General features: G+C 70.5%; 29 protein-coding genes and 1 pseudogene. 9 read left to right on the top strand and 21 right to left on the bottom strand.

The genetic code is table 11. From position 1 onward, the window contains the following. Nucleotides 1–66 precede the first annotated feature (66 nt). Nucleotides 67–1,005: a DMT family transporter gene (locus tag BUE41_RS18975; RefSeq protein ID WP_200804012.1), complete on the top strand. Its 939-nt coding sequence runs from the start codon at nt 67–69 to the stop codon at nt 1,003–1,005. Here BUE41_RS18975 and pruA read toward each other — a convergent pair. Both pruA and BUE41_RS18985 read right to left on the bottom strand, forming a co-directional pair. Further along, on the bottom strand, nt 953–2,578 hold the full coding sequence (gene pruA, locus BUE41_RS18980) for an L-glutamate gamma-semialdehyde dehydrogenase (RefSeq protein WP_073458493.1): 1,626 nt from the start codon (nt 2,576–2,578) through the stop codon (nt 953–955). The two genes, BUE41_RS18975 and pruA, sit on opposite strands and share 53 nt — an antisense overlap. Nucleotides 2,579–2,630: 52 nt before the next feature. Further along, nucleotides 2,631–4,172 (bottom strand): PucR family transcriptional regulator, encoded by a 1,542-nt coding sequence (locus BUE41_RS18985; RefSeq protein ID WP_073458494.1) that lies wholly within the window; start codon nt 4,170–4,172, stop codon nt 2,631–2,633. Between the two features lie 81 nt (nt 4,173–4,253). On the opposite strand from BUE41_RS18985, the gene BUE41_RS18990 reads away from it, so the two are divergent. Both BUE41_RS18990 and BUE41_RS18995 read left to right on the top strand, forming a co-directional pair. After that, entirely contained in the window at nt 4,254–5,183 is a 930-nt protein-coding gene (locus BUE41_RS18990) for a proline dehydrogenase family protein (RefSeq protein WP_073458495.1), read from the top strand. 32 nt (nt 5,184–5,215) lie between these two features. Next, entirely contained in the window at nt 5,216–5,833 is a 618-nt protein-coding gene (locus BUE41_RS18995) for a pyridoxamine 5'-phosphate oxidase family protein (RefSeq protein WP_073458496.1), read from the top strand. Between the two features lie 19 nt (nt 5,834–5,852). Here the strand turns inward: BUE41_RS18995 and BUE41_RS19000 are convergent, their stop codons facing one another. After that, nucleotides 5,853–6,293: a nitroreductase/quinone reductase family protein gene (locus BUE41_RS19000; RefSeq protein WP_200804013.1), complete on the bottom strand. Its 441-nt coding sequence runs from the start codon at nt 6,291–6,293 to the stop codon at nt 5,853–5,855. Nucleotides 6,294–6,349: 56 nt separating this feature from the next. On the opposite strand from BUE41_RS19000, the gene BUE41_RS19005 reads away from it, so the two are divergent. Further along, nucleotides 6,350–6,829 carry a MarR family winged helix-turn-helix transcriptional regulator gene (locus BUE41_RS19005; protein WP_073458498.1) on the top strand — a complete coding sequence of 160 codons (480 nt, stop codon included), beginning with the start codon at nt 6,350–6,352 and terminating at the stop codon, nt 6,827–6,829. Here BUE41_RS19005 and BUE41_RS19010 read toward each other — a convergent pair. Then, complete coding sequence (locus BUE41_RS19010) at nt 6,814–7,257, bottom strand: TIGR03618 family F420-dependent PPOX class oxidoreductase (RefSeq protein WP_073458499.1); 444 nt, start codon at nt 7,255–7,257, stop codon at nt 6,814–6,816. The genes BUE41_RS19005 and BUE41_RS19010 overlap by 16 nt on opposite strands. A 76-nt stretch (nt 7,258–7,333) precedes the next feature. Here BUE41_RS19010 and BUE41_RS19015 point away from each other — a divergent pair, with 76 nt between their 5' ends. Beyond that, nucleotides 7,334–8,428, top strand: a complete 1,095-nt coding sequence (locus tag BUE41_RS19015; protein ID WP_073458500.1) for a D-alanine--D-alanine ligase family protein — start codon at nt 7,334–7,336, stop codon at nt 8,426–8,428. 4 nt (nt 8,429–8,432) lie between these two features. Here BUE41_RS19015 and BUE41_RS19020 read toward each other — a convergent pair whose 3' ends face one another. Genes BUE41_RS19020 through BUE41_RS19030 form a run of 3 tightly spaced genes read right to left on the bottom strand, consistent with a single transcriptional unit; the run spans nt 8,433 to nt 9,919 of the window. Then, complete coding sequence (locus BUE41_RS19020; protein ID WP_073458501.1) at nt 8,433–9,113, bottom strand: metal-dependent transcriptional regulator; 681 nt, start codon at nt 9,111–9,113, stop codon at nt 8,433–8,435. A 21-nt stretch (nt 9,114–9,134) separates the two neighbouring features. After that, entirely contained in the window at nt 9,135–9,686 is a 552-nt protein-coding gene (locus BUE41_RS19025) for a DUF3515 domain-containing protein (protein ID WP_073458502.1), read from the bottom strand. Next, nucleotides 9,683–9,919: an Lrp/AsnC family transcriptional regulator gene (locus BUE41_RS19030; protein WP_073458503.1), complete on the bottom strand. Its 237-nt coding sequence runs from the start codon at nt 9,917–9,919 to the stop codon at nt 9,683–9,685. The genes BUE41_RS19025 and BUE41_RS19030 overlap by 4 nt, the downstream gene beginning before the upstream one ends. A 73-nt stretch (nt 9,920–9,992) precedes the next feature. Here BUE41_RS19030 and BUE41_RS19035 point away from each other — a divergent pair, with 73 nt between their 5' ends. Continuing rightward, nucleotides 9,993–10,988 (top strand): thiamine-phosphate kinase, encoded by a 996-nt coding sequence (locus tag BUE41_RS19035; protein WP_073458631.1) that lies wholly within the window; start codon nt 9,993–9,995, stop codon nt 10,986–10,988. Nucleotides 10,989–11,079: 91 nt separating this feature from the next. Here the strand turns inward: BUE41_RS19035 and BUE41_RS32455 are convergent, their stop codons facing one another. Both BUE41_RS32455 and BUE41_RS32965 read right to left on the bottom strand, forming a co-directional pair. After that, nucleotides 11,080–11,418 (bottom strand): aldolase/citrate lyase family protein, encoded by a 339-nt coding sequence (locus BUE41_RS32455; protein ID WP_073458504.1) that lies wholly within the window; start codon nt 11,416–11,418, stop codon nt 11,080–11,082. A gap of 73 nt (nt 11,419–11,491) precedes the next feature. Next, nucleotides 11,492–11,812 (bottom strand): annotated as a pseudogene (locus tag BUE41_RS32965) (aldolase/citrate lyase family protein); the annotation flags it as partial. Nucleotides 11,813–12,119: 307 nt separating this feature from the next. Between BUE41_RS32965 and BUE41_RS19050 the strand changes: the two are divergent. Further along, nucleotides 12,120–12,812 carry a DUF3105 domain-containing protein gene (locus BUE41_RS19050; RefSeq protein WP_200804014.1) on the top strand — a complete coding sequence of 231 codons (693 nt, stop codon included), beginning with the start codon at nt 12,120–12,122 and terminating at the stop codon, nt 12,810–12,812. A 181-nt stretch (nt 12,813–12,993) separates the two neighbouring features. On the opposite strand, the gene BUE41_RS19055 is transcribed toward BUE41_RS19050, so the two are convergent. From BUE41_RS19055 to BUE41_RS19110, 12 genes are all read right to left on the bottom strand, one after another. Beyond that, a complete protein-coding gene (locus BUE41_RS19055) occupies nt 12,994–13,716 on the bottom strand; it encodes an SDR family NAD(P)-dependent oxidoreductase (protein ID WP_234997418.1) in 723 nt (240 codons plus the stop codon). Nucleotides 13,717–13,747: 31 nt separating this feature from the next. Further along, entirely contained in the window at nt 13,748–14,866 is a 1,119-nt protein-coding gene (locus BUE41_RS19060) for an alanine racemase (RefSeq protein WP_073458506.1), read from the bottom strand. Next, nucleotides 14,860–15,648 carry an IclR family transcriptional regulator gene (locus tag BUE41_RS19065; RefSeq protein WP_073458507.1) on the bottom strand — a complete coding sequence of 263 codons (789 nt, stop codon included), beginning with the start codon at nt 15,646–15,648 and terminating at the stop codon, nt 14,860–14,862. The genes BUE41_RS19060 and BUE41_RS19065 overlap by 7 nt, the downstream gene beginning before the upstream one ends. A gap of 386 nt (nt 15,649–16,034) precedes the next feature. Next, complete coding sequence (locus tag BUE41_RS19070) at nt 16,035–16,982, bottom strand: zinc-dependent alcohol dehydrogenase (protein ID WP_073458508.1); 948 nt, start codon at nt 16,980–16,982, stop codon at nt 16,035–16,037. 39 nt (nt 16,983–17,021) lie between these two features. Beyond that, nucleotides 17,022–18,605 carry an N-acyl-D-amino-acid deacylase family protein gene (locus BUE41_RS19075; RefSeq protein ID WP_073458509.1) on the bottom strand — a complete coding sequence of 528 codons (1,584 nt, stop codon included), beginning with the start codon at nt 18,603–18,605 and terminating at the stop codon, nt 17,022–17,024. After that, complete coding sequence (locus BUE41_RS19080; protein WP_073458510.1) at nt 18,602–19,387, bottom strand: MBL fold metallo-hydrolase; 786 nt, start codon at nt 19,385–19,387, stop codon at nt 18,602–18,604. The genes BUE41_RS19075 and BUE41_RS19080 overlap by 4 nt, the downstream gene beginning before the upstream one ends. Beyond that, entirely contained in the window at nt 19,384–19,728 is a 345-nt protein-coding gene (locus BUE41_RS19085) for an L-rhamnose mutarotase (protein ID WP_073458511.1), read from the bottom strand. Before BUE41_RS19085 ends, BUE41_RS19080 begins: the two co-directional genes overlap by 4 nt. After that, complete coding sequence (locus tag BUE41_RS19090) at nt 19,725–20,762, bottom strand: Gfo/Idh/MocA family protein (protein WP_073458512.1); 1,038 nt, start codon at nt 20,760–20,762, stop codon at nt 19,725–19,727. Before BUE41_RS19090 ends, BUE41_RS19085 begins: the two co-directional genes overlap by 4 nt. Nucleotides 20,763–20,776: 14 nt before the next feature. Further along, nucleotides 20,777–21,706 carry a carbohydrate ABC transporter permease gene (locus BUE41_RS19095; RefSeq protein WP_073458513.1) on the bottom strand — a complete coding sequence of 310 codons (930 nt, stop codon included), beginning with the start codon at nt 21,704–21,706 and terminating at the stop codon, nt 20,777–20,779. Between the two features lies 1 nt (nt 21,707). Next, nucleotides 21,708–22,673 (bottom strand): carbohydrate ABC transporter permease, encoded by a 966-nt coding sequence (locus BUE41_RS19100; protein WP_200804015.1) that lies wholly within the window; start codon nt 22,671–22,673, stop codon nt 21,708–21,710. Beyond that, nucleotides 22,636–24,015, bottom strand: a complete 1,380-nt coding sequence (locus BUE41_RS19105; protein ID WP_200804016.1) for an ABC transporter substrate-binding protein — start codon at nt 24,013–24,015, stop codon at nt 22,636–22,638. Before BUE41_RS19105 ends, BUE41_RS19100 begins: the two co-directional genes overlap by 38 nt. Before the next feature lie 36 nt (nt 24,016–24,051). After that, the gene (locus BUE41_RS19110; protein WP_073458515.1) at nt 24,052–24,936 is read right to left on the bottom strand and encodes a fumarylacetoacetate hydrolase family protein; all 885 of its coding nucleotides are present in this window, start codon (nt 24,934–24,936) and stop codon (nt 24,052–24,054) included. Between the two features lie 138 nt (nt 24,937–25,074). Here BUE41_RS19110 and BUE41_RS19115 point away from each other — a divergent pair, with 138 nt between their 5' ends. Both BUE41_RS19115 and BUE41_RS19120 read left to right on the top strand, forming a co-directional pair. Then, complete coding sequence (locus tag BUE41_RS19115) at nt 25,075–26,121, top strand: zinc-dependent alcohol dehydrogenase (protein ID WP_073458634.1); 1,047 nt, start codon at nt 25,075–25,077, stop codon at nt 26,119–26,121. After that, a complete protein-coding gene (locus BUE41_RS19120; RefSeq protein WP_084755399.1) occupies nt 26,118–26,936 on the top strand; it encodes an SDR family NAD(P)-dependent oxidoreductase in 819 nt (272 codons plus the stop codon). The genes BUE41_RS19115 and BUE41_RS19120 overlap by 4 nt, the downstream gene beginning before the upstream one ends. Nucleotides 26,937–26,956 lie beyond the last annotated feature (20 nt).

The following is a 26,956-nucleotide window of genomic DNA, read 5'->3' on the forward strand; positions in this document are numbered from 1 at the left end:
TGGACCAGTTGATCCTTCTGCATTCGGACCTGGCTACTCGGGCCACACTCATCCGAAGCTGGACCCGTGATCACCTCTGCCCGCTTCGCCGCACTCGGCGGCGCACTCGGGATGGTCTGCGTCGGGAGTAGCGTGGCCGCGTCCCAGGTCCTGGTCGGGGCGCCGCTGTTCACCGTGCAGGCCCTGCGCTACACCCTCGCCGCCGTGCTCCTGCTGGTCCTCGCCCGCATCGGCCGCCGGCCGCTGCCCCGGCCGCGCGGGACCGAGTGGTGCTGGCTCGCCGCCGTGGCCGCGGTCGGGCTGGTGGTGTTCAACGTCGCGGTCGTGCGGGGTGTGGAGCACGCCGAGCCCGCGGTGATCGGGGTGGCTGTGGCGACGGTGCCGGTCGCGCTGGCCGTGGCCGGGCCGCTGGCCGCGCGGCGCCGCCCGGCACCGACCGTCGTGCTGGCCGCGCTGGTCGTCACGGCCGGGGCGGTGCTCGTCGAGGGAGGTGGGCGGACCGATGCCGAGGGCATCCTCTGGGCCGCGGTGACGATGCTGTGCGAGATCGGGTTCACCCTGCTCGCGGTTCCGGTGCTCGACCGGCTGGGGCCGTGGGCGGTGTCGCTGCACAGCGTGTGGATCGCCACCGTCGTGCTGACCGTGCTCGGGCTCGCGGTCGAGGGACCGGCCGCGATCACGCAGCTCGACGGCGGCGATCTCCTCGCCGCGCTGCACCTCGCCGTCGTGGTCACGGCGCTGGCGTTCGTGCTCTGGTACACCGCGGTCGACCGGATCGGCGCCGGCCGGGCGGGCCTGTTCACCGGCATCGTGCCCGTCGCCGCGGCCGCCGGGGGAGTGCTGCTCGGTGCCCCGGTGCCCGGGGCCGCGGTGTGGCTGGGGACCGGAGTGGTCGCACTGGGGCTGGCGATCGGCTTCGCGCGACCGGCGCCGCAGCGGACTCCGGAGAGGATCAGCCCTGGTGCGGGTACGACGACACCGTCGGCGGCACGAACGTCTCCTTGATCACCCGCGGGCTGACCCAGCGCAGCAGGTTGTAGATCGAGCCCGCCTTGTCGTTCGTGCCCGACGCGCGCGATCCACCGAACGGCTGCTGGCCGACGACGGCGCCGGTCGGCTTGTCGTTGACGTAGAAATTGCCGGCCGCGAACCGCAGCGCGCTCGTCGCCTGCTCGATCGCCGCCCGGTCACGGGCGATGATCGAGCCGGTCAGCCCGTACGCCGCGCCGCGGTCGATCTGGGTCAGCACCGTGTCGACGTCGGAGTCGTCGTAGATGTACACCGCCAGGTACGGCCCGAAGTACTCGGTGCAGAACACTTGGTGCGTCGGGTCCGAGCCGACCACGATCGTCGGCCGCACGAAGTAGCCCACGGAGTCGTCGGCGGTGCCTCCCGCGATGACCTCCAGGCTCGGGTCGTCGTGCGCCATCTGCAGCGCGGCCGTCACCTTGTCGTAGGCCTTGCGGTCGATCAGCGCGCCGAGGAAGTTCGAGAAGTCGGTGACGTCGCCCATCTCCAGCGACTCGGTCTCGGCCACGAGATCGTCGCGCAGCCGCCTCCACACCGAGCGCGGGATGTACGCGCGGGAGGCCGCCGAGCACTTCTGGCCCTGGTACTCGAACGCGCCGCGGACCAGCGCGGTGCGCAGCACGTCCACGTCGGCGGACGGGTGGGCGAACACGAAGTCCTTGCCGCCGGTCTCGCCGACCAGGCGCGGGTAGGTGGCGTAGTTGGCGATGTTCGCCCCGACCCGGCTCCACAGGTGCTGGAACGTCGCGGTCGATCCGGTGAAGTGGATGCCGGCGAGCGCCCGGTCGGCGAGCAGCACGTCGGAGACGTCCTTGCCGTCGCCGGTGAGCAGGTTGATCACGCCGGGCGGCATCCCGGCCTCCTCCAGCAGCCGCATCGTCAGGTGCGCGGCCAGGCCCTGCGTCGGGGACGGCTTCCAGATCACCGTGTTACCCATCAGCGCGGGCGCGGTCGGCAGGTTGCCGGCGATCGCGGTGAAGTTGAACGGGGTGATCGCGTAGACGAAGCCCTCCAGCGGCCGGTAGTCCATCCGGTTCCACACTCCCGGCGCGCTGTTCGGCTGGTTCTCGTGGATCTGGCGGGCGTAGGCGACGTTGAACCGCCAGAAGTCGGCCAGTTCGCACGCGGCGTCGATCTCCGCCTGGTAGCAGGTCTTCGACTGGCCGAGCATCGTCGCGGCGTTCATCCGCGCCCGCCACGGTCCGGTGAGCAGGTCGGCGGCGCGCAACAGCACGGCCGCGCGCTCGTCGAACGGCAGGTCACGCCACGCCGGGGCGGCCCGCAGCGCGGCTTCGACCGCGGCCTTCGCGTCCTCGTGCGAGGCGTTCGCGGTCACGCCGAGGACGTGCTCGTGGTCGTGCGGGGCGACGACGTCGATGCGCCGGCCGGCGGCCATGTGCTGGCGGCCGTCGATCGTGACGGTGAGCTCGTACTGCTGGCCGCCGATCTCGGCGAGGGCCGCCTCCAGCTCGGCCCGTTCCGGCGAGCCGGGTGCGTAGCTGAGCACGGTCTCGTTGCGCGGCACGGGGGTACCGGTGATGGCGTCCATGGCTGGAGGGTAGGAACCGAGCACGATCCTTGTGCTGTTCGATCGGATAGCGTCAGTGCCGCTGTGTTGTCCGGAACGCCAACAATAGCTGCAGGTGCGCCATGAGCCGCGCCCGCGGATCACCCAGCGCCAGCCCGGACACCGCGGTCGCCCGCCGCAGCCGGTGCCGCAGCGTGTTCGGGTGCACCACCAGCCGCTCCGCCGCCATCCGCACGTCGCCGTGCGCGTCGAGCCAGGTGAGCACCGATCCGGCCAGATCGGAGCCGTGCTCGGCGTCGTGCGCGAGCAGCCGCTCGACGGCGGGGTCGCGCACTTCCGGCGCCGCCGCGAGCAGGTCCAGGGTCTCGTCGAGCAGGATCTCCGCGCGCAGGTCGGGCAGGGTGGCCACGTCGGCGTCGGCCGGCATCGTGGCGAGCACCCGGTCGGCCTCGGCCCGGGACACCGCTGCGCCGCCCAGCCGGGGTGCGGGCGCGCCGATCCCCGACCGGACCGGGCTGCCGGTGCGCCGGCCGGCCAGCGCCACCACCTCGGCGCACATCGCCCGCAGCCCCGGCTCGATGCCGTCGGCCGGCACCCCGGGCAGCACGGCGTAGACCCGGTCGCCGTCCACGGCGGTGGGTGCGGTGCGGCGGTAGGTGGCCGCGTGCACGGCGACGACGTCGGCCAGCTCGGCCACGCCCACGGCGTCCGCGCCGGGCGCGGTGAACGCGGCCACCACCACCGGGGCTTCCGGGTCGATCCCGTAGACGCCGGCGACCAGCTCCGGGGCGACCCGGCCGGCGAGCAGCCCGGCGACCAGGTCGGTGCCGGGGGAGCGGCGGGTGCGGCGGCGGACCAGGTGCTGCGCCGCCACGCGGGTGGCCCCGAGCAGCGCCTCCTCCGCGCGGGGGGTGAACCCGGTGGAGCCCTCCTGCACCCAGATCGTGCCCAGCCAGCGCGCGCCGGCGTGGATACCGGCAGCGAGCCGGCGCCGGATGCCCAGCTCCGGGTGCTCGTCGATGCGGACCACGCCCTCACCGGCCCGCACCCGATCGAACACGCCCCACTCGCGCAGCAGCCCCAGGTAGTCGGCCGGGCCCTGCCAGCCGAGCACGGAGAGCCGGCGCAGCTCGTCGGCCGACGCGCTGTCGTAGCGGGAGTAGGCGAGGACCCGGCTGCCGGTGTCCTCGATGCTGACCAACCCACCCGTCAGCAGTGCGGTGGTCTGGGCGAGGCTGAACAGCTCGTCGGGGCCCGCGTCGGTCTCCAGCACCTCGCGCAGCAGCTGCTCGACGTGGTCCCAGCGGGCGTCGTCGCGCACGGCGACCACAGCGGCCCGCCGGGTCGCGTCGCGCAGCAGATCGGGATCGGAGGCACCGATCTTCACCGCCACCGCGACCGCGCCGCGCCGGTCGACCCCGCGCACAGCGTGCACCGCCTCTCGCCCGCGCGCGCCGATGACCAGCACGAACCGGCCCGCGTAGTCGTCGGGCTCGTCGTCGGGATCGACGATCGCCAGCCCGGACACCGGCACGTCGAGGCCATCCGGCGTCGACAGCGCCTCCGCCAGCGGGGTGCCGAGCGCGCCGAGCAGTCTCCGCAGGCTCGTCTCCATTATTCGATCGTATGACGATCACCGCGGAGCGTTGTTCGATCGGACAGTCCGCGGGTGTGTCCGGCGCCCTACCGTTCGGGCATGCTCAGGACCGCGATGCTCGCTGCCGCACGCTCCGCCGTGTGTCGCGACCTCGCCGAGAACACCTCGCTGCTCCGGCCGCTCGTCGACCGCTTCGTGGCCGGCGAGACCCTCGATGCGGCGCTCGCGACCGCCACTGAGCTCACCGCCGACCGGTTCGTCACCATCGACCACCTCGGCGAGGACACCCGCGACCGCGCCCAGGCCGGCGCCGTCGTCGACGCGTACGTGACCCTCCTGCAGCGGCTCGCCGACATCGGGCTCGCCGACCGGGCCGAGGTGTCGGTCAAGCTCTCGGCGCTCGGCCAGGCGCTGCCCGATCCCGACGCCGACAAGATCGCGCTCGACAACGCGCGGCGCATCTGCGCGGCCGCCGCCGCTGCCGGCGCCACGGTCACCGTCGACATGGAGGACCACACCACCACCGACTCGACCCTGGGCATCGTCGAGGAGCTGCGCGCCGATCACCCGTGGGTCGGGGCGGTGCTGCAGGCCCAGCTGCGCCGCACGGAAGGTGACTGCCGCGCGCTCGCCGGGCCGGGCTCGCGCGTGCGGCTCTGCAAGGGCGCCTACGCCGAACCGGCCTCGGTCGCCTACCGGACCAAGCACGAGGTCGATCTCGCGTACGTGCGGTGCCTCAAGATCCTCATGGCCGGGCAGGGCAGGCCGATGGTCGCCACCCACGATCCGCGGCTCGTCGCCATCGCCCGCCGGCTCGCCGAGCGCCACGGCCGCGGGCCCGCCGACTACGAGCTGCAGATGCTCCTCGGGGTGCGGCCCGACGCGCAGCGCGCGCTCGCCGGAGAGGGCCTCACCGTGCGCGTCTACCTGCCCTACGGCACCGAGTGGTACGACTACTTCATGCGCCGGCTCGCTGAGCGTCCGGCCAACCTGGCCTTCTTCGCCCGCTCACTGCTCACCCGCTCCTGACCGAGCACCCGCTCGGGGGCTAGCCTCCGAGCATGACCCGGGTGATCGCGACCGAGGACGAGCTGCGGGAGTTCGTCGAGCCCCCGCACCCGGTGATCCGCGACAAGGCGGTCGACCGGATCGACGAGGTGACCCGCCGCTTCCTCGAGGCGAGCCCGTTCGTCCTGCTCGCGACCGCCGCGGCCGACGGCACCTGCGACGTCTCCCCGCGCGGCGACCCGCCCGGCAGCGTGCTGGTGCTCGACCAGCGCACCATCGCCCTGGCCGACCGCAAGGGCAACCGGCGGCTCGACAGCATGCGCAACATCCTGGCCAACCCGCACGTCGGGCTGCTGTTCCTCGTACCGGGGATCGGGGACACGCTGCGGATCAACGGCACCGCCCGGATCGTCGCCGACGCCGACTACCTGCCGCGGATGGCGGTCGCCGGGATCGCCCCGCAGCTGGCGATCGAGATCACCGTGCAGGAGCTGTTCCTGCACTGCAGCAAGGCGTTCGCGCGCTCCGGGCTGTGGGACCCCGCCACCTGGCCCGAGCGCAGCGCGATCCCCACGGCCGGGCAGATCGTCAAGGGCCAGCACCCCGGCCCGACTCCGGCGGAGAAGATCGACGAGGTGCTCGCCCACGACGTGCGGGTCAACCAGTACTGAGCTGCGCTCGTACCGAGCTTCACCTCGTACTGAGCTCGAAGACCGCCACCTGGTCGGCGATCGCCGCGAACTGGCCGGGATCGGCTCGCTCGACCAGCCCGAGGCGCTGGAAGAACGCGACCCCGTGCGGTACCTCGGTGGGGAACGCGCGCAGCACGGACCGCTTGAGCTCGGGATCGTCGACTTCGGTGATGCGGACCGGGGTGGTGGTGCGCCGGGCGGTGATGCTGCCGTGCCCGGCGGCGCGCGCGTTGCGCGCCCAGTCCGCGTGCGGCAGCGCGGCCACGACGTAGCGCCGGCCGTCGACCGTCAGCGGGGAGACGGGCGTGGGCCGCGGCTCGCCCGTCCGCCTGCCGGGCACGGTCAGCACGTGCACGGTGCCGAGCGGGACGCCCAGCCGAGCCAGGCCGCGCACGACGCGGTTGGCGGTGGGGAGCCACGCCGGGAGATGTCCCGTCACTTTCATGAGATTCCTTCGGTCGCCGAAATGATTGACCCGATGCTAGATTGCTTCGGATGCCGAAACAAGAGTGGATCGAACGGGCCGCGCGGGCGGCGGCCGCGTTCGGCACGGGCCGTGACATGTTCGACGAGGTCGCCGCCCGGGTGCTCGGCCTCAACCGGACCGACCTGCGCATCCTCTCGGCCGCCCACGCCGCCGGCACGCTGTCCGCGGGTGCGCTCGCCACGCAGGTCGGGCTCAGCCCGGCCGCCACGACGGAGGCCGTCCAGCGGCTCATCGCCCGCGGCTACCTCACCCGCGACACCGATCCCGCCGACCGCCGCCGCGCCGTCATCGCCACCAGCGGCCGCGGCGCGCAGCTGATCGAGCAGGTCTACGCGCCGCTGCACGCCGCCGGCCTGGCGATCCTCGAGGACTACACCGAGGACGAGCTGCGGCTGATCACCGGGTTCCTGGAGCGCGGCCGGCAGCTGCAGGTGGACCACGCCGCGCGGGTGCGGGCTCTGCAGGCCGAGACTCAGGCGTTGCCGTAGACGCGGATCGGCGGGATCAGCACCACCACCCGCCGCTCCTCGCGCATCACCCGGTCGTAGGTGTCCCAGTCGTCGTGCGTTCCGCCGCACGCGGTGAACACCTCGCGCAGCAGCAGCCGCAGCCGCTCGTCGTCGATCCCCTCGACCGGGTCGTCCGGTCCGATCACCTGCGCGGTGCCCTCGACGCCGGCCCAGCGCCACCCGACCCGCCACACGACCGCCGTCGCCGGCCGGGCGCGCAGGTTCGCGAGCTTCACCCTCCCGTACGTGACGTAGCCGACGACCGGCTCGCCGGTCAGCGGGTGGTCGAGCACCCCGGCGTTGACCACCGAGCTGTGCGGGGTGCCGTCGGCGCGGACGACGGTGACGGTGGCGAGGCCGTGGTCCTGCGCGACGAGGTCGCGCACGGCGGCGAGGTCGACGGTCATGAACGCATTCTGCGCGCGACGCGGGCGGCGAGCCCGGGTCGGCGGCACTCGGCCGTGCCACCTACGCTCGCTGGACATGAGCGGACGGCGGACTCGGGTGGCGGTGGTCTTCGGCGGACGCAGCAGCGAGCACGCCGTGTCCTGCGTGTCGGGCGGTGCCGTGCTCTCGCACATCGACCGCGAGCGCTTCGACGTGGTGCCCGTCGGCATCACCCCGAGCGGCGCCTGGGTCCTCGTCCCGGACGACCCGGAGGCGCTGAGGATCGCCGACCGGTCGCTGCCGTCGGTCGACGAGGCCGGCCGCGCGGTCACCCTCACACCGGTGCGTCCCGCGCTGGTCACGCTGGAGCCGGGGCAGGTCAGCGAGGTGCTGGCCGAGGTCGACGTCGTGTTCCCGGTGCTGCACGGCCCGTACGGCGAGGACGGCACCATCCAGGGGCTGCTGGAGATGGTCGGAGTGCCCTACGTCGGGGCGGGCGTGCTGGCCAGCGCAGTCTCCATGGACAAGGAGTTCACCAAGAAGGTCCTGGCTGCCGCCGGGCTCCCGATCGGCGACTACGTGGCGCTGCGCTCCGGCACCCTCGACGACGCCCAGCGCGAGCGGCTCGGCCTGCCGGTGTTCGTCAAACCCGCCCGCGGCGGATCATCGATCGGCGTGTCGAAGGTGCACGACTGGGCCGATCTCGCCGCCGCGCTGGAGACCGCCCGCACCTACGACCCGAAGGTGCTGGTCGAAGCCGCGATCGACGGCCGCGAGATCGAGTGCGCGGTGCTGGAGTTCCCCGACGGCGCGGTGCGCGCCAGTGTGCCCGCCGAGATCCGGGTGGTCGGCAAGGACGGCGTGGTCCCGGAGTTCTACGACTTCGAGACCAAGTACCTCGACGACGTCTGCGAGTTCGACGTCCCGGCGAAGCTCGACGACGCCGAGGCCGACCGCCTGCGCGAGCTCGCCGTTGCCGCGTTCCACGCCGTCGACGCGCAGGGCCTCGCCCGCGTCGACTTCTTCTACACCCGTGACGGGCGGATGCTCGTCAACGAGGTCAACACGATGCCGGGCTTCACCCCGATCTCGATGTACCCGCGGGCGTGGGCGGTGACCGGCATCGACTTCGCCACGCTGGTCACGACGCTGATCGAGACCGCGCTCGCGCGGGGCACAGGCCTGCGCTGAGGCGTCAGTTCGCCGTCGTGCACGGGCCGAGCACGTGCCCGTGCACGAGGGCGATCAGCGGCCCGCCGAGCGCGTGCCGGGTCCCGGCGACGACGACCCACGTGGGGCCGCCGAACGGCTCCTGCGCCGTGACCTCGATCTCCGCGCCGGGCACGATGCCCAGCTTGCCCAGGTGCCGTAGCGCGGCGCTGTCGCGGTCCGAGACGCGCTGCACCCGGAACCGGTGCCCGACCGGCACCGCGGCGAGCGGCGTGCCCCAGTCCTCGTCGTGCTCCCCGGCGCGCGGCGGGATCGGGTCGCCGTGCGGGTCGTGGGTGGGGTAGCCGAGCGCGGCGTCGATCCGCTCCTCCAGCCGCTCGGACAGCGCGTGCTCGAGCAGCTCAGCCTCGGCGTGCACCTCATCCCACGGGACACCGGCCGCGCGGTGCAGGAAGGTCTCCAGCAGCCGGTGACGGCGCACGACGCGCAGGGCGGCGCGCTCCCCTGCGGGCGTGAGGCGCAGGGACCGCGGATCGGGGCGATCGACGAGGTGGCCGTCCTCGAGGCGCTTCACCATCGCGGAGACGGACGGGGAGGAGACCCCCAGCTCCTTCGCCAGCTGGCCGGTCGTCACCACCTCACCACGGGTGGTGAGGTGGTAGATCGTCTTGAGATAGTCCTCGGTCGCCCGGGACATAGCCACCATGACTGACGATGATAGGCGCGTCTACCGAACGGGTACCGGCTGAGCAGGGAGGTTCTGCGCGATCACCTCCGAGATCTCCTGCAGCGGCCCCGCCCCGACGGCCACCGGCATCGTCACGGCGACGAAGACCGGCCGGTCGACCGCGATGTGCGTCTGCAGGTCGGGGTTCGGCAGTCCGTCGTCCAGCGTCAGCCAGGACACGCCGTCGACCACCAGCAGCGCCGACGTCGGTGTCAGCTCGGCGGGCCGGGGCAGCCCGCAGCGCAGCACGACCGGGCGGGGCGCAGCGGCCCACGCCCGCACCCCGGCCACCGGCGGGGAGATCTCGCGCTCGGCCAGGCCACCGGTGAGGGTGGCGGGCAGCGCGTCGAGCAGCGTCGTGCAGGCCGGATCGGCCGCCGCGGGGGCGTCGACCGGGACGACGGTCAGCGGCCCGGTCTCGACGACCGGCTCCGGGTCGAGCGCGCTGCTGCGGGTCACCACACCCAGCACGGCGACGGCGACGGCGAACAGCACCGGGAGCGCGATCGCGATGACGACCGGCGGCGACCACCCCCCGGAGCGGCGGGTCATCCCAGCTTGACCACCGGGCAGGTGAGCGTGCGGGTGATGCCGCTGACGCTCTGCACCTTGGCGACCACCAGCTGACCGAGGAGGTCGACGTCGGGTGCCTCCGCGCGGACGATCACGTCGTAGGGCCCGGTCACGTCCTCAGCGGACACCACACCCTCGATCTGGCCGATCTCCTTGGCGACGGCGGCAGCCTTGCCGACCTCGGTCTGGACCAGGATGTAGGCCTGCACCACGGCGTGCCCCTCTCGAGTGATGAGATCGTGTTCGTACGTCTGTCGGTTGCCGAACGTACCGGAGGTGGCGCCCGTGCCCGCAGCACCGTCGAGGGAACCCCGTCCTGCCGGGCAGGCCGGGAACGATCCCGAGACGGTGGCAGACCTCGGGGAGTTCGGCCTGATCAGCGCCCTGACCGGCGATCTGGTGCAGCCACCGACCACGCTCTTGGGCCCCGGGGACGACGCCGCGGTGGTGGCCGCGCCCGATGCCCGCGTGACGGTCACCACGGACGTCCTCGTCGAAGGAGTGCACTTCCGGCTCGACTGGTCGACGCCGGAGCAGATCGGCCGGAAGGCGGCAGCGGTCAACCTCGCCGACGTCGCGGCGATGGGGGCGACACCGACGGCGCTGCTGGTCGGGCTGGTCTGCCCGCCCACCACCCCGGCCGAGACGGTGCTGGGGATCGGTCGCGCGCTGCGGGAGGAGACCGAGGTGGCGGGGGCCGCGATCGTCGGCGGTGATGTGACGGCGGGCCCGGTGATCGTGCTGGCGATCACCGCGATGGGCAACCTCGGCGGGCGGCCGCCGGTCACCCGCGCCGGCGCGCGGCCCGGTGACGTGGTGGCGCTGTGCGGCACGGTCGGTCGGGCGGCGACGGGGCTGGCGGTGCTGTCCCGGGGGTTCCGCTCTCCGCGGGAGTTCGTCGACGCCCAGCGGGTGCCGTCCCCGCCCTACGCCGCGGGACCGCAGGCGGCGAAGGCCGGCGCCACATCGATGGTCGACGTCTCCGACGGCTTGCTGGCCGATCTCGGGCACGTCGCTGAGGCGTCCGGGGTGTTGATCGACCTGCAGGTGCCGCCGGTGCCGCCGCGGATGGCGGAGGTGGGTTCCGCGCTCGGCGTCGACCCGGTCGTGTGGCTCATGACCGGTGGGGAGGACCACGCCCTGGCCGCGACCTTCCCGCCCGACGTGGCCCTGCCCGAGGGGTGGGAGCGGATCGGCGTGGTGCGCGAGGGCGGGCCCGGTGTGCTGGTGGAGGGCCGTCCGTTCGAGGCGGAGTCGACGGGCTGGGACCACTTCCGCTGACCTGCGCGCGGGCGCGGCGCAGCCGCGGTCCGCGCGCTCGGCGGGTGGACCTCCCCCGTCACCTCGGCCCCTCCCACGGGGTCTGCCCGGGTCACGGCGATCTCCGGTCGGTCGCCTTCAGCCGTCCGATCGCGGCGCCGGCGGCGGATTCGAGGGACGGCATGTCCGAGAAGCAGGTGACCAACGTGCAGCCGAGCTCACGGAACCGGAGCGCGGTGTCGACGTCGGTCGCGTGCACGCCGACGGGGACCCCGTGGGGAGCGCATGCGGTGAGGACCGTGCTGATCGCCTCCGAGAAGTCGCGGTCGTCGAGGGAGTTGGTGCAGCCCAGGGAGGCCGAGAGGTCTGCTGGCCCGACGTAGATCCCGTCGGGCCGGATCTCCGCGACGATGTCGGCGACCGCGGCCAGAGCGCCTGCGGTTTCGATCATCAGGATGCACCGGTCCTCGGGGTGGTCCGAGCCTGCGACGCGACCGAGCGACCTGTTGCCTGCCGGGGGGGTAGCGGCACGCGGCCGCGGCTGCTCGCGCCTCCTCGAGGCTGTGCAGGCTCGGGACGATGACGCCTGACGCACCGAGGTCGAGCGCGCGGCCCAGGTCGGCGGCGTGGGGCGACCTGGCGCGGGCGAGCAGCCGGCTGCCAGCAGCCCGGGCTGCCGCGGACAGGGCGGGTAGATCGTGCTCCGCGGCAGTTCCGTGCTGCAGGTCGGCGACGAGGTAGTCGAAGCCGGCGTGTGCGAGGGCGGTCACCGCCGGGATCGACGGGGTGTGCAGCCAAGCGCCGTAGAGCACGTCCGGTGGGCTGCTCGGGTGCTGGTCTCTCATCGTCTCGCCCTTTCTCGTGGACCCGGTTCGGCACGATACGGCCGGACATCGGCCACGGGCGGGATCGGCGCATCGCCGCACTCGTGCTCGGTGTCCGCCGGATGACCGGGCCTCCTCGCTGGGCCACGACGAACAGCTCCGACCAGCCGACCCGCCCCGTGTGAAGACGGCCCGACCCCGTCGAAGAGCCGGTCGCAGCGACGGGCCCGGAGCCGGGGACGAGAACCCATGATCACCACTCCCGGTGACGACCCCGCTACGGGCGTGTCGTAGCGTCGGGTTCCCCGCGGTGCGAAGGAGAGACCCCGTGCGCAGATCCGTCCGGCCCGCCGCCGTGCTGCTCGCCGCCGCCCTGCTGCTCGGCGGATGCTCCTCGATCGGCGGCACGTCGGCCGCCGCGCCGATCCGGCAGAGCGTCGACACCTCGGAGTACGTGCCCTCGGCGACCAACCCCGACCCGTCGCGGAAGATCCCCGGCATCACGATCAAGAAGTTCGCCGGGGCGCAGCACGTCCCCAGCAACGTCCGCGTCGCCTACACGCACAACCCGCCGATCGGCGGCCGCCACGACCAGGTGTGGGCCGCCTGCAACGGCGTCGTCTACGAGACGCCCGTGCGGGTCGAGCACCTGGTGCACTCGCTGGAGCACGGCGCGGTGTGGATCGCCTACGACCCGGCGCGCCTCTCGGCGGCCGACGTGGCTGCGCTCGCCACGCTGGTGGAGGGCAAGCCGTACATGGTCATGTCGCCGTACCCGGAGATGGCCTCGCCGGTGTCGCTGCAGTCGTGGGGCCACCAGCTGGCCGTCGACTCGGTCACTGACCCGCGCATCGACCAGTTCATCACCGCGCTGCGGGTCAACCCCAACACGCACCCCGAGCCGAACGCGTCCTGCGACATCCCGAGCCGCTACTTCGACCAGGACGACCCGCCGCCGTACCAGCCGCTGCCCGCGCAGAGCGAGATCGACGGCGCGACGATCGTGGCGGAGGAAGGCTGACACCAGCGATGACCGAGCGTAGGCGACACGATCGGGTGATCGTCGCACGATGCGGTGCGGATCAGTCGCCGAAGATCCGGTCAGGAACGCCGAGGGCGCTGGACGGACGACAGGGAGCGCCCATGAGCGGCAAGCTCACACCGCATGGCGGCGCGGGCAGGCGACCTCTCGCCGGGAGGGTTCATGCATGGTTGAGCCCACTCATGGTCGTCATGCCTCCGTCCACCGGAAGACAAGTGCCGGTCAGCGCCCACCGGTTGGGGCCGATCGCGTAGAGCACCGCCTCGACGACCTCACTGGACGAGATGAGCCGGCCGATCGGCTGCCGGCGGCGCAGTGCGGCGAGTTCAGCCGCCGGATCCGCGGAGTCGTCGAGCAGGTTGTCCACCCACGGCGTGTCGACCGTCCCAGGACTGATGCTCACGACACTCACACCGTCCTGGAGCAGATCGGCGGCCATCGCGCGGGTCAACGCGACGACGGCGCCCTTGGATCCGCTGTAGACCGCCCGTTCACGAAGGCCGGTCGCGGCAGCGACCGAGGCGATGTTGACGATGGTCCCGGCTTTCGAAGCCCTGAGGTGAGGCAGGGCCAGGCGGCTCACGCGGGCGAGACCGAACACGTTGACGGCGAAGACCCGCTCCCAGTCCTGGGCCGTCGAGGTCTCGACCGTGCCCTGCGCGCCGACGCCCGCGCAGTTCACGAGGACGTCGATTCCTCTCAGGTGGTCCACCGCGGTCCTGATCGCAGTCCGCGTTTGCTCCTCGTCGGTGATGTCGCAGGAGAGGATCGGGATCGGGGCCTTCGCCGGGACCGCGATATCGAGGCCGATGACAGCGCGGCCGGTTTCCGCTAATCGGTTCACCAGGTGTGCACCGATGCCGGAGCCAGCACCGGTAACCACGACTCGATCGGACACAGTGAGATTCCCCGTTCTACCGTGAGGTGCCGGCCGACATGCACGGCAACCAAGTGGTCGTATCGGCTTCGACGAGATGACATTCGCCCAGTGCGGCGAAGACCATGCACACATGGTTGGGGATCACGTGGACCCGTTCGCCGATCTTGAGCTGTGGTGCCGGTTCCGCGCCGGTCCAGCGCAGCCAGCCGTGTTCCTCGGACAGGCGTGCGACGATCCAGCCCGGCAGCTCTGGGATGAGCCCGTAACCCGGGAAGGCGTCCCGATGCGCCACCGCCGGGACGAGGTCAGCGCCAAGTGCTTTCGAGCCTGCATCGATGCATCCATAGCCCGGACGTGGGCTGCTCACCACGGTCGTGGCGACTCGAGCCGCGCAGTCGGCCAGAGCCGCGTTTCCGAGGGCCACCTGGCCGAGGTCGTTGAAAGCGTAGATCCCTGGTCGGAGCTCGGTGATACCGCTCTGTTCTGCCATGATGCGCGCTGATGCGCTCGCCCCGACCGACACGTCGTGGACCGGTATCCCGGCAGCCCGGAGTTCCTCCGCCACACTGGTCATCAGACGTGCCACCTCTCTGCATCGTGCGCGGAGGTCAGCTTCGTCGGTCGCGGTGTACACGTTGCCCTCATGAGTCTGGATGCCCTGGAGGTGCAATCCGTCGAACCCGGCGATCTCCCGGGCGACACGGACGGCCTCCTCAGGTCGTAAGCCCTCGCGGCCGAGACCGGAGTCGATCATGAGGCGAACGGCGAGCTCGGTGCCCTGCGCGGTCGCGACCTCTGCGAGCGATCGGGCACCTTCGACGCTGTCGGCCGCCACGATCAATTCAACGCGGCGGGACAGCTCGACGGCGCGACGAGCTTTGTGCTCTCCGACGAGGGGGTAGGCCACCACTAAGCGGTTGACCCCAGCACGCGCGAACTCTTCAGCCTCGCCGAGCTTGGCGACGGTCAGGCCATCTGCTCCGGCTGCGATCTGGCGAAGTCCGAGAGCGACGTTGCGGTGGGTCTTGGCATGCGGGACGAGGCGCTTGCCGTTGCTGTGGGCGTGCGCGGCCATACGGCTCAAGTTGCGCTCGAGGACCGCGGCATCGACGAGCAGCGACGGGGTGTCGTACGGGTCGGGTGTGATCACCACGGCCGTTCACCCACGAAACCCAGCTCGGTCGAAATGGCGTTGGCTTCCCCCTGGAGGACCTCGAGAAGTGTTTCTTTCACGGTTTCGCCACTGTCGATCCGAGACTGCGGTACGGTGCAACTCATAGCGCCGACGACCTCGCGGGTGTGGTCGCGCAAAGGCACAGCAACACACATCACTCCCTCGGTGTACTCTCCATGGTCTTCGGCCCAGCCGCGGTTTCGTACCTCGTCGAGCACCGCGAGGAGCTCGCGTTTGGTCCCGATCGTTCGAGGAGTGAATCGTCGAAGCCGGTAGTTGCGCAGGCGTGACTTGAGTTCATCCTCAGGCAGGCCTGCGAGCAGGACCTTTCCGAGCCCGGTGGCGTAGGCGGGCAGCCTCGCCCCGATCTGGGAGACGAGTCGGAGCGGCTGTGATCCTTCGACCTTGTCGACGTAGACGACCGTGAGCTCGTCGAGCACTCCGAGCTGGACCGTCTCGTTCACCCGCTGCACGATCGCCTCGAGGTGAGGGTGCGCGATCCTCGGTAGGTCGAGGCTCTGGAGGTAGGCCCGACCGGCAAGCCCGGCGCGGACTCCGAGCTCGTAGTTCTTGCTCGTGGCGTCGAACCGGACCCAGTTGCGTTGGACGAGGGTTGCGAGCAGGCTGTGCGTGCTGCTGCGGGGGGCCCGCAGGCGCCGGGTGATCTCGGCGAACGACAGGGCACCTTCTTCGGCCAACAGCTCCAGAAGATCGATGGTTCGATCTGCCGACTTCACCGTCGCCGGTCGTGGAGCGTTCATCTGTCCCCTCGTCGTTCCGTCCCCGCCGGAGCGCTGCGCGCGAAGCTCTGTCCGGGCGCCTACGCGGCGAGGCGCTCAGGCTCAATCGGTGTGCCCGGTTCACCGTCGGCCGCACCGGCGTCGGTCGGCTGGGCCGGGTGCTCATCTGCACCGCACCGACGTGGGCGAGATCGCGATCGAACGCAACGACGGTCCCCCTTGGCCAGGTCGAGCACCGCGGCGTCCAGCCCACCGCGGTGCTCGGCCTCGGTACAGATTAGAACGCTGCCGGACCAGATTGCCGAGCAACTGCCCGGCCGGCCGGCCGACGCGCACGGCTCGGGACCAGGTCCAACTCGGTCCATCGTCGTGGGCGTGGCCCGGCTGTTCGAACAGTTTCTGGCTGCTCAGGGAAGTAGGACGTACTTGATGGCCTCCCCGGGGGCGTTCATGAGGGAAGTGAAGATCTCCACACCATCGGTGAGCGGCCGCGTGTCGACCCAACCCGTGGGGAGCCGAGGCATGAGATCGACCGCGACCTGGAAGTCCCGTCGGTCGTAACAGAACGTCGTGATTACCCGATGCTCCTGCCGGATCATCGCTTGACCGTCGACGTCGGCCCCTGACCCGTGGAGGCCTACCCAGACCGCGGTGCCGCCCGGTCGGAGCCGCTCGAGGGACAGCCCCCGGGTCGTGCTCGAGCCCACCGTATCGAAGATCACGTCGTAGTCGTGGTCGAGGTCCCTCACCGCACGCGCGCCGGCGACCTCTGCCCAGGCGAGCCGGGAGTCGACCCGGTCGCAGAGGTCGACGCGGGGAAGACCCCGCAACTGACCGACGAGCGCGAGGGTGAAGCCGACCGCTCCGGCACCGATGATCGCGACGCGCTGCGGCCACATGATGTGCTCCTCGACCAGGCGCATCGCGTGGACGGCGTTGGCAACGGGCTCGCTCGCGGCAAGGTGCTCAACGGGCGAGCTCAGGTCGCTCACGGCGTAGCAGCTGGTAGCGGGAACGGCGACGCGTTCGGCGAACCCTCCGGACCGATGGATACCGATGATCTGGCGCTGTCGGCAGATGTTCGGATAGCCCGCGTCGCAGAGGTCGCACCCGGCGCAGGAGATCATCGGGTTGACGACGACCGTCTCGCCGGTGTCCTCCCGGACACCCACGAACTCGTGCCCCATGATGAGTGGGGGCACCCGGAACGGGCTCTGGGTAGCGACCCCCTCGAGTTCCGAGCCGCAGATGCCGACCGCCCGGACATCGACGACGACTTCATCGTCCGCAGGCTTGGGGTCGTCGACCTCGAGAACCTCGAGGGTGAGCGGGCGGGTGTAGACGAGAGCTCGCATGTATGTCCAATCTCGCTGTGGTCGGGTCGAGGGACGTGATCAGGGGGTGAGGACGCGGCCGGCCCGGATCCCGGTGACATGGCCGTCCCGAACGGCGAACCGGCCGTTGACGAGCACGTGCCGGACGCCGACGGCCGGCGTGCGGGGCCGGTCGTACGTGGCGCGATCGGAGATCACGGCGGGATCGATGGCGACGATGTCGGCTCGCCGGCCAGGCAGCAACCGGCCTCTGCCGCGCTGACCGAGCCGGTCGGTCGCGCTGCTCGTCATGTGGCGCACCGCCTCGGGCAGCTCAAGGACTCCGAGCTCGCGCACGTAAGGGCCGAGGATCCGCGCGAAGCTCCCCCATCCGCGGGGGTGTGGGCGGGCACCTTCGAGGATGCCGTCGCTCCCGACGGTGTGCGCGGGGTGCTGCATGAGGGCACGCACGTGCTCCTCGATCCCGAAGTGCATGATGCACGTCGCCGCGAGATCGGAGTCGGCGATCAGGTCCAGCGTCGCTTCGGCCGGATCGCTCTGCAGGCGTTCGGCGACCTCGGTCAGCGAGCGCCCGACCGCCCATCTCCACGGTGCGGCCGTTCCGACGTCCGCGACGACGATCGTGTCCCAGTCGAGCGGCAGGCCCTGATGCCCGTCCGAACCCTCCTCGGCGAGGGCGCGGACGATGCGGCGGCGGTCGTCGGCGTTCCGCAGCCGGGCCCGCTGGATGCGCAGCGAGCCCTCCCGGGCCCAGGACGGCAGCTGGGAGGCCAGGGTCGACATGCCCGCGAGGTAGGGATAGGCGTCGAAGGAGAGGTCGATCCCGCGGCGCGGCGCCGAGTCCAGGAGGTCGAGCAGCTCGGGCAGCCGGTTGCGGTTCGCCGGGAAACTGAGGTGGGTGTGGGCGAGGTGGAGCGCGACCCCCGACTCCTGTGCGATGTCGAGGCACTCACCGTATCCACCGATGACGTCCGCTCCGTAGTTGCGGTGGTGCGGGCAGTAGTAGCCGCCGTGGCGCGCCACTACCGAACACAGCGCGATGAGCTCGCTCGTCTCGGCGTAGCAGCCGGGCGCGTACGTCAACCCGGCGGACAGGCCGACCGCGCCCTGGGACAGGGCCTCGTCGAGCAGCGTGCACATCTGCTCGATCTCCTCAGGGGTGGCCGGTCGCGCGGCGCTCCCCACGACGAGCAGCCGCAGTGTGGAGTGCGGGACGAGGAACGCGACGTTGACGGACGATCCGTCGAGGCGATCGAGGAAGTCCGCGACCGATCGCCACTGCCAGTCCAGATCCGGCCGTCGTCCGTTCCAACCGGCGAGCTGGTCCGCGAGGTGTGCGAGGCTCTCGGCAGAGACCGGGGCGTAGCTGAGCCCGTCTTGCCCGATGACCTCCGTCGTCACGCCCTGCAGGAGCTTCGCCTCGTTGAGGTCGGAACTCAGCAGGTGCAGATCCGAGTGGGAATGCATGTCGACGAAGCCGGGTGTGAGCGTGAGCCCGGCGACGTCGACGACCTCGGCGTCCACCTCGGCGTCCGGCGGCAGCACATCGAGCAGGACGTCCCCCTCGACCAGCAGCGAGCCCGGGCGTGGTGGCGTTCCCGTTCCGTCGACGATGCTGCCCTGGCGCAGGAGTATGCGATTCATCGCGCGGGCCGTTCCCTCACAGGGAAGCGGGTCGCGTTGCCCGGTTCGTGGCCGGCGACGGTGAGGTCCGTCGTCGCGAGATAGCGCTTGATCGTCGCTCGGACGCGGGCCGTGTCCTCGGCGATGCCGATCGGCCGGATCTCGGTGATGTTCCGTTCGAGGAAGGCCGCCTCGAGGATGCCGAGCATCCCTTCAGCGGTCCGCACCCGAACGCCGCCCGAGCCCGGGTGGTGCCCGCCGGTGGCATCGAAGATCAGCCCCGGCCACACCTCGACCTCGCTCTCGACGAGGTGGAGTCGCCGCTCGATCCCGAGCTTGCGCAAGAACATCCACGTCGGTGCGCTGAAGTAGAGGTGGGGGGCGGGATGCCCAGGCGGGTCGAGGAGGAACTCGAGCACTCCGGGCAGCGCCATGTAGACCTCGGCCCGTGGCAGGAACTCCTCGAGGAGGCCGCCGCTGTGGTAGGTCAGGGTCTGGGTGAGCAGAACCGCGTCGATGTCCTCGGGGCGGAGCGCGAAGGCCTCCAGCGCGCGGTCGATCCCGACGACGTCGGTGAACGTCGAACGTTCGTCGACTCCCCGGCAAGCCGCGTCGAGGTCTTCGAGGTCCTGCGGATCCATGGGCAGGCCCGTGTCGACCAGCGCGTGGCGGATCCCGTCGGTCACGTGCCAGATGTAGAAGGCGAGGTCGTGGAACTCGGTGTCGTTGATGCCGAAGAACGCCTCCCACCCCGGGACGGGCAGGGTGGCGATGCGGAAGGCCTCGACGTCGTACGTGGTCATGCGCTCTCCGATGGGTCGGGTCGATCCGGGAAGCAGAAGACCTTCGGCAGCCCCCGGATGAGGGGCAGGTCGTCGTCGAGCGGACGGTCGAGGGTGAGGGCGATGACCTGGGCCGTCCACTCCGGGTCCGCGTCGTAGGACAGGGCGCTGCGCAGAGCTTCAGGATCCTCGTAGCGGAAGTGCGCGAAGACGTGATCACCGTCGAGGAAGATCGCGTAGTCGGTGATCGACGCCGCGGCGAGCTGATCTGAGATCGCCTTCGGCACCGGTGAGTGGAGCCGGACGTACTCCGGCCCCGCACCAGGGCGCAGGACCATGTGGAAGGCGTGCTCGTGGCTCATAGGGACACCTCCGGCACCGTCCTCGCGTAGTACTCGTCGGTCAGTGCGACGACGCGGCGGGCGAGGTGACCGGACATGCCCGGATGCACCGGCGCGCCGAGCGCGGCGTCGAGCAGGGCGTGCGTCGGGGCGAACGGGTCGTATGCGCCGGCGCCGGCCGCGTCGGCGAGCAAGCAGACCCGGCCGGCGTCGTCGACGAGACGTACCTGGTCGGCCATGGAGTCGAGGTGGAGATCGCCTCGGTCACCGTAGAGACTGAGGACCCACTGCGGTCGGGTGCTGTAGGGCCGGGTGCTGGCGCAGCTGAGGACCGCCGCACCGCCGCCGCTCAGGGGCAGCAGGACTCCGTTGTGCAGGTCGATCCGGGCACCGGCGGGGTAGGACGTCGCGGACATCGGTCCGATCTCCACGTCGTCTCCGAGGATCCAGAGGAGCAGCCCCAGCTGGTGGCTCATCGAGACCGCGGCCGACCCGCCCGCGGACACCGCCGGGTCGGTGTAGGTGGCCGGGCATGAGGCGACCCCGCCCCAGCCACCGTCGGTGCTTCCGCCGAGGAGCGCCCGGGTGCTGACCGCGAGGGTCATGCTCGCGTGCTCGATGCGTCCGACCCGACCCTCGGCGACCGCGCGGCGGGCGGCGGCGAAGACCGGGGTGGCGGCCCAGCCGAACCCGACGAGCAGGTGGCAGCCACTCTCCTCCGCCGCGCGGACCATCGTGTCCGCGTCGGCGGTCGACATGGCGAAGGGCTTCTCGACGAGGACGTGAGCACCGGAGCGCAGCGCTGCGCAGACCTGCTCGACGTGGGCGACGGGTGGGCTGCTCACGACGACGCAGTCGAGGCCGAGCTCGAGCGCGTCCTGCCAGCGGGTCAGGTGGTTCGACGCACCGAACTGCTCGGCGAGGCGGCGGGCGGTTTCCGCGGACTGCGAGGTGACGACGACGAGCTCGGCGTCGTCCCGGGCCCGGACAGCAGGCAGATGACTGCTCTGCGACCAGGCACCTGCGCTGAGGACGCCGACGCGCAGACGGGGCATTGCACCTCTCTCGATCACTTGTCGTAGCCGGCAGCGAGAGCGCCGACGACCTGGCGCTGGAAGATCAGGACGATGACGACCGGCGGGATGAGGGCGAGGATCGTCGCCGCGGCGAGGGAGTTCCAGTTGAACTGCTGAGCGCTCTGGAAGCCTGCGAGCAGCGGAGGCACGGTCAACTGGTTCGTCAGCACGAGTGAGTAGAAGAACTCGCTCCACGCTTCGAGGAAGATCAGGACGCCGGCGGCGACCAGGCCCGGTCGGGCGAGCGGTGCTACGACGACCCAGATGATCTGCAGACGCGAGGCACCGTCGAGGCGAGCCGCCTCTTCGATCTCCACGGGCAGCTTGTCGAAGTAGTCCTTCAGGACCATGATCGCGATCGGCAACGTGAACACGTTGTAACTGATGACGAGCGCCCACGGGGTGTCGAGCAGGTCGGCGTACCGGAAGACGACGAAGAACGGACCGACGATCGCGATCGGCGGCACGACGCGCGCTGCGATGACGCCGAGGTGGAGCGGGCGCGATCCTCGGAAGGGATACCGCGACATGCCGTAGGCGCACAGCCCCGCGATGAGCAGATTGAGGACGACGAGGATCGAGCTGACGAGGAAGCTCTGCGCGATGGCGTCGATGAGGCGTGTACCGATGTCGATCGTGCCGAACTGCTCGCGTCCGGTGTTGCCGGTGAGCAGGCCGACGTAGTTGTCGAGGGTGATGTCGGTCGGGATGATCGGCATCGGGCGGACGCCGATCTGCTCGGCGGTCGTTACGCTGCTGATCGCGACGTACCACATCGGGAGCAGGATCCACAGCAGATAGGCGAGCCCGACGACGCCGAGGACGAGGCCCCGCTTGACCCGCCGGCGGGGACGGCGCCGGATGGCCGGGGTGTTCGACGACGCCGGAATCGTCGTCCTCGGCCGGTCGTGGGTGGCAGTCATGTCATGCCTCGTTCCGGTAGAGCAGCCGGACGGTGATGAGACCGCCGACGAGGGAGAGCAGGGCGAGGATGACCGCCAGTGCCGACCCGGTCCCGATATCGGTCGCGACGAACAGTTGGCGGTAGATCAGGATGCTCAGCACCTGAGTCGCGTCACCGGGGCCGCCCTGGGTCATTGCGAAGATCACGTCGAACTGCAGGAACGCGTAGATGATGTTGAGGACGATGACTGTCGCGAGGACCGGGCGCAGCCACGGAATCGTCACGTGACGGAAGCGGCCGAGCGGCCCGGCGCCGTCGATCGCGGCAGCCTCGTTGAGCTCCTTGGGAAGGGTCTGCAAGCCGGCGAGGAGCAAGATCGCCGCGAAGCACGCTTGCCGCCACGATGCGCCGATCACCGCGATGATCAGCGCGGATCTCGGGTTGGAGAGGAAGTCGATGTAGCCGTCGGTGAGGCCGAGGTGCATGAGCAGCCCGTTCAGGCCGCCGACGCTGCCGTCGACGAACCAGCGCCAGATGATGCCGATGACCAACCACGGGCAGGCCCACGGGATGACCAGGAGGCCACGGAGGATCCCGCGGCCGGGGAAGGCCTCGTTGAGGAGCAGTGCGAAGCCGAGGCCGAGGCAGGTCGAGACGACGACGAACCCGAGCGAGAAGACGATCGTGACCCAGAGGGAGGACCAGAAGACCGGGCTGCCGAACACCGTCTCGTAGTTGGTGAGGCCGATGAACTCGCCGGGTGCGATGCCCGTCGGGGGTACGTCGTGGAAGCTGTAGACCAGGGTCAGAACCGCTGGGACGACGAGGAGCATCGCGAGCAGGGCCAGGGCAGGTGCCGACAGCCGCAGGCCGAACTGTCGATCGGCCCGCGACATCGGGGACACCTTGGCTCGCGACGCTGAGCGGATCAGCGTCAGGGCCATCGAATCACAACCCTCCGCCCTTCTTGGCGGCCTTGGCGGCATCAGTCAGCGCCTTGACCGTCTCGGTGGGCGTCGCGTTGCCGAGGAGCAGGTTGTGCACGTGGTCGCCGACCTTCATCTGGAACGCCGAGTACCAGGACTGGTTGCGCACCGGCATCACGTTGGAACCAGTACCGAAGGTCGCCGAGAGGAACTTCAGGTCGTAATAGTCGGGGAAGGCTGCGATAACGGCGGGGTCGTCGAAGAAGTCGCTGTACGGGCCGACGAGGCCGGACGACTTCGCCCATTCGGTGAGCACGGTGAACTTGCCGTCGACGTCTTTCCAGCCGTAGTACTTCATCAGATCCCAGGCTCTCGCCTTCCGATCCTCATTGGTGATCGTCCCCATCTGGAGGACGTCGCCGATCTGAAGGGTCTCGCCCGTCGCGCTGACCGGTGCGTGGAACAGGTTCGGTGACTCGGGCCCGTTGAGCTCACGCACTGCGGTGAGGAAGTAGTGGTGGAGAACGAAGAACGCGGCGCGGCCCTGGGCGAGCTCAGTCGAGAGCTTCCCGGGATCGTCGGTCAGGACCGACGAGGCAGCGAGACCGTCCCTGTACATCGACTGCCACCACTCGAGGACCCGAACCGTCTTGGGGTCGTCGGCGAAGACCGGGTCGCCCTGGTCGTCGAAGGGGATCACCCCCTCGGAGAGGAGGTAGACGTTGAAGTACTCCTCGCAGAACTCCTTGATCCAGTATGCCACGTACGGGGTCTCGAGGCCGCCCGCCTTGAGCTTCTGGGCCTGGGCGTACGTTTCGTCGAGGTTCTTCGGAGGGCCGGAGAACCCGGCGTCCTCGACCATCCGCTTGTTGTAGTGCATGAGGTGCACCGCGGAGTAGTAGGGAACGCTGATGATCTTGCCATCCGCCTGGACGTAGCGCGGTCGCGCGCTCGGGTAGAGGTTGGCGACCATGTCGTCGACCCCGGGGAGATCGTTCAGCGGGGTGGCCCAGTCCTGCTTGATGAAGCGTTCGCTGTTGTACGAGTGGTTGTAGAACACATCGATCGGGTCACCGCCGCGGAGACGGGTCTGGATCGCTGCGGCGTAACCGACGTTGGGGCTGATCGAGACGTCGACCGGGACGTTGTTCGCGGTCGACCAGCTGCTCACGAGCCGCTTGATCACCTCGGGCTGGTGGTCCCAGCCCATGAAGTTCAGCTTGCCGTCCCATGTGGACGAGCTGCTTCCGCCGCATGCGGCGAGGGCGGGGGATATCGCTGCCAGGATGCCGGCGCTGCCGACCCCGCGAAGGAACGTCCGTCGCCCGAACGGTGCCGATTCTCCGACCATGGTGCCATCCTGTTCATGTATGTGAACTGTGTTCTGCCAGCTGAACTGCACGGGAGACTGGCAGGCGATGCGAGCGGCTGTCTAGGGCTACGCGCCGGTAAGTTCGGGTGCGCTGTTGCTGGTGGCCGGCGTGACCCGCTGTCGGATCGCGCCGAGTCCGTCGATCTCCATGGCGATCTCGTCGCCGGCGGACAGGTAGGGGAAGCGGCCGGAGAGCGCGACACCTTCTGGTGTGCCGGTGTTCACCAGGTCGCCGGGCTCTAAGACCATGAACTGGCTCAGTCGGAAGATGATCTCGGCGACGCTGAAGATCATGTCCGCCGTCGTCGAATCCTGGCGGAGTTCGCCGTTGACGTAGCTACGGAGCCGGAGGCGCTGCGGGTCGGCCACGAGGTCCGGGGTGGTGATCCATGGTCCGCAGGGGTTGAAGGTCTCGAACGATTTCCCCTTCGACCATTGACCTCCTGAGCGCTCCAGTTGGTAGTGGCGTTCGCTCACGTCGTTGCTCAGGACGTACCCGGCGACGTGGTCGAGCGCTTGGTGGGCTGAGCGCAGGTAGCGGGTCCGGCGACCGATGACCACGCCGAGTTCGACCTCCCAGTCGAGGTGCTCCGCACCTGGCGGGATCAGGACCGCGTCGTTCGGGCCCACCAAGGTGTTCGGGGGCTTGTAGAAGATCACCGGCTCGGATGGCGGCTCGGCGCCCGACTCTGCAGCGTGGGCTGCGTAGTTCATGCCGATGCAGATGATGACCCCGGGGTTTCGCAGTGGGGAGCCGATGCGGGCACCGGTGATGTCGATTCGGGAGAGTGCTCCGGCGCGCAGAGCCGTCCGGGTCCGCTCGATGCCGGCGGAGGCGAAGAACGACGGGTCGATGTCCGTGCAGATCGGGGTGAGGTCGTAAGCGAGGTCCTGGTCGTCCATTACGACGGGACGCTCGCGGCCGAATGGACCGACGCGGAGCAGGCGCATGACGGAGGCCTTTCGTCGGAAGTGTGGGAGTGGCACGGGGCGTAGGTCGGGCCCTTGCGTCGCCGGGAAATTCGCCTCTACGCTAGCAGCAGAAGTTCGGATCTGTGAAATCAGTTCATATACGTGAACGGAGAGACCGTGCAGGCAGTCGTGTTCGACGGGATCGAGCAGATCCGCGTCGCAGAGGTGCCCGAGCCGGAGTGCGGTCCGGAGGACGTGATCGTCGACGTCGTCCTCTGCGGCATCTGTGGGTCCGACCTCGCGTCCTACCGGCGCGGCGCCCTCATCGGTCCGGGGCAGGTCATGGGGCACGAGTTCGCCGGGACCGTCTCCACCGTGGGTGCGCGTGTCGAGGGGATCGAGATCGGTGATCGGGTGACGGTCAACCCGTTGTCGCACTGCGGCCGCTGCCGACAGTGCCGCACCGGGCACGCACAGCTGTGCCTGGCTGGTCTGCCGCACGTCGGATACGGCCTGCCCGGAGCCTTCGCGCCACGCGTCCGGGTGCCACGTGCTCGGCTCGGTGCCAACGTCCACGTGCTGCCCGACGGAGTCGACTTCGAGGCCGGAGCGCTCGTCGAGCCGTACGCCGTCGCGTTGCACGCCGTCAAGCTCTCGGCGCCTGACCCGCACTGCAGCGTTGCCGTCCTCGGGATGGGGCCGATCGGTCTGGCGGTGACGCAGGTCCTACGGGCGCACGGCGTGACGAACATCGTCGGGGTCGAACGGTCGGCGCTACGCGGAGACCTCGCCTGCAAGCTCGGCGCCACGGTCGTCCTCGACGGGGCCGGCGCACGGCCGCTCGCGGAGGAGATCGTCGATGCGGCCGGACCGGTCGCGGCCGCGCTCGGCGGCGTCGACCACGTCTTCGAGACTTCCGGCGTCGGTGCGCTGCTCGAGGCCGGGATCGCGGCGGCCCGGCCCGGCGGAACCGTACGAGTCGTGGCCCTCCACGCCCAACCCGTACCCCTCGATGCGGGGGCGCTCGTCGGCAAGGAGATCACGCTCGGGGGGAGCAACTGCTACCACGACGAGTTCGCCGAGGTTCTCGAGCTCATGCGGCAGGGCGTGCTCGCGACGAGCCCGCTCGTCTCCGGCGTCGTGGCGCTCGAGGACGCCCTGACCGGGTTCCTCGCCCAGCTCGACCCGGAGCGGGGCGTCAAGTACATGGTCCGGCCGGCATGAGCCGGATCGGTGAAGGGAAGAACATGGGTCGTCTCCAGGACAAGGTCGCCATCGTCACCGGCGCGAGCTCCGGCATCGGCAGGGCGACGTACGAGCTGTTCGCACGGGAGGGCGCCACAGTCGTCGGTATCGCGCGTCGCCCCGGTCCTCTGCAGGAGGTGACTGACGCGATCGTCGCTGACGGCGGAACTGCGATCGCGGAGCCGATCGACCTGACCGACGACGCAGGAGTGGGCGCCATCATCGCACGGACGCTCTCGGACCTCGGCCGCATCGACGTCCTCGTCAACTGCGCAGGGGTCGGATACTCCTACGGGGAGAAGCACCCCGAGGCCATGGCGGCCGTCCACGAGACCGAACCCGAGCAGTGGCGGCACGTGCTGGCCCTGAACCTCGACACCTACTTCCACGCGATCCGGCACGTCGTCCCGGCGATGTTGAAAGCGGGTCGAGGGTCGATCGTCAACGTCGCGAGCATGAGCGGCATGACGGGCCTCACGAGCGCGCACACGTACACCGCGGCCAAAGGGGCGGTCATCAACCTGACCCGCTCCATGGCCATCACCTACATCGAGCAGGGGATCCGCACCAACACCGTTTCGCCGGGGCTGGTGGCGACCCCGATGGTGGCTTCGTTCATCGACACGCTCGAGGACCGGGACGTCGCGGTGAAGTTCTCTCCGGCCGCACGGCCCGGACAGCCCATCGAGATCGCCTACGCCAACCTCTTCTTCGCTTCCGACGAGTCGTCGTACTGCAACGGCTCGATGTTGATCGTGGACGGCGGCACCACCGCCCGCGCCGTCGCCGAGTAGCCGCCCATCCTCACGTCAAG

The sequence above is a fragment of the Pseudonocardia thermophila genome, from assembly GCF_900142365.1.
Classification (GTDB): Bacteria; Actinomycetota; Actinomycetes; order Mycobacteriales; family Pseudonocardiaceae; genus Pseudonocardia; species Pseudonocardia thermophila.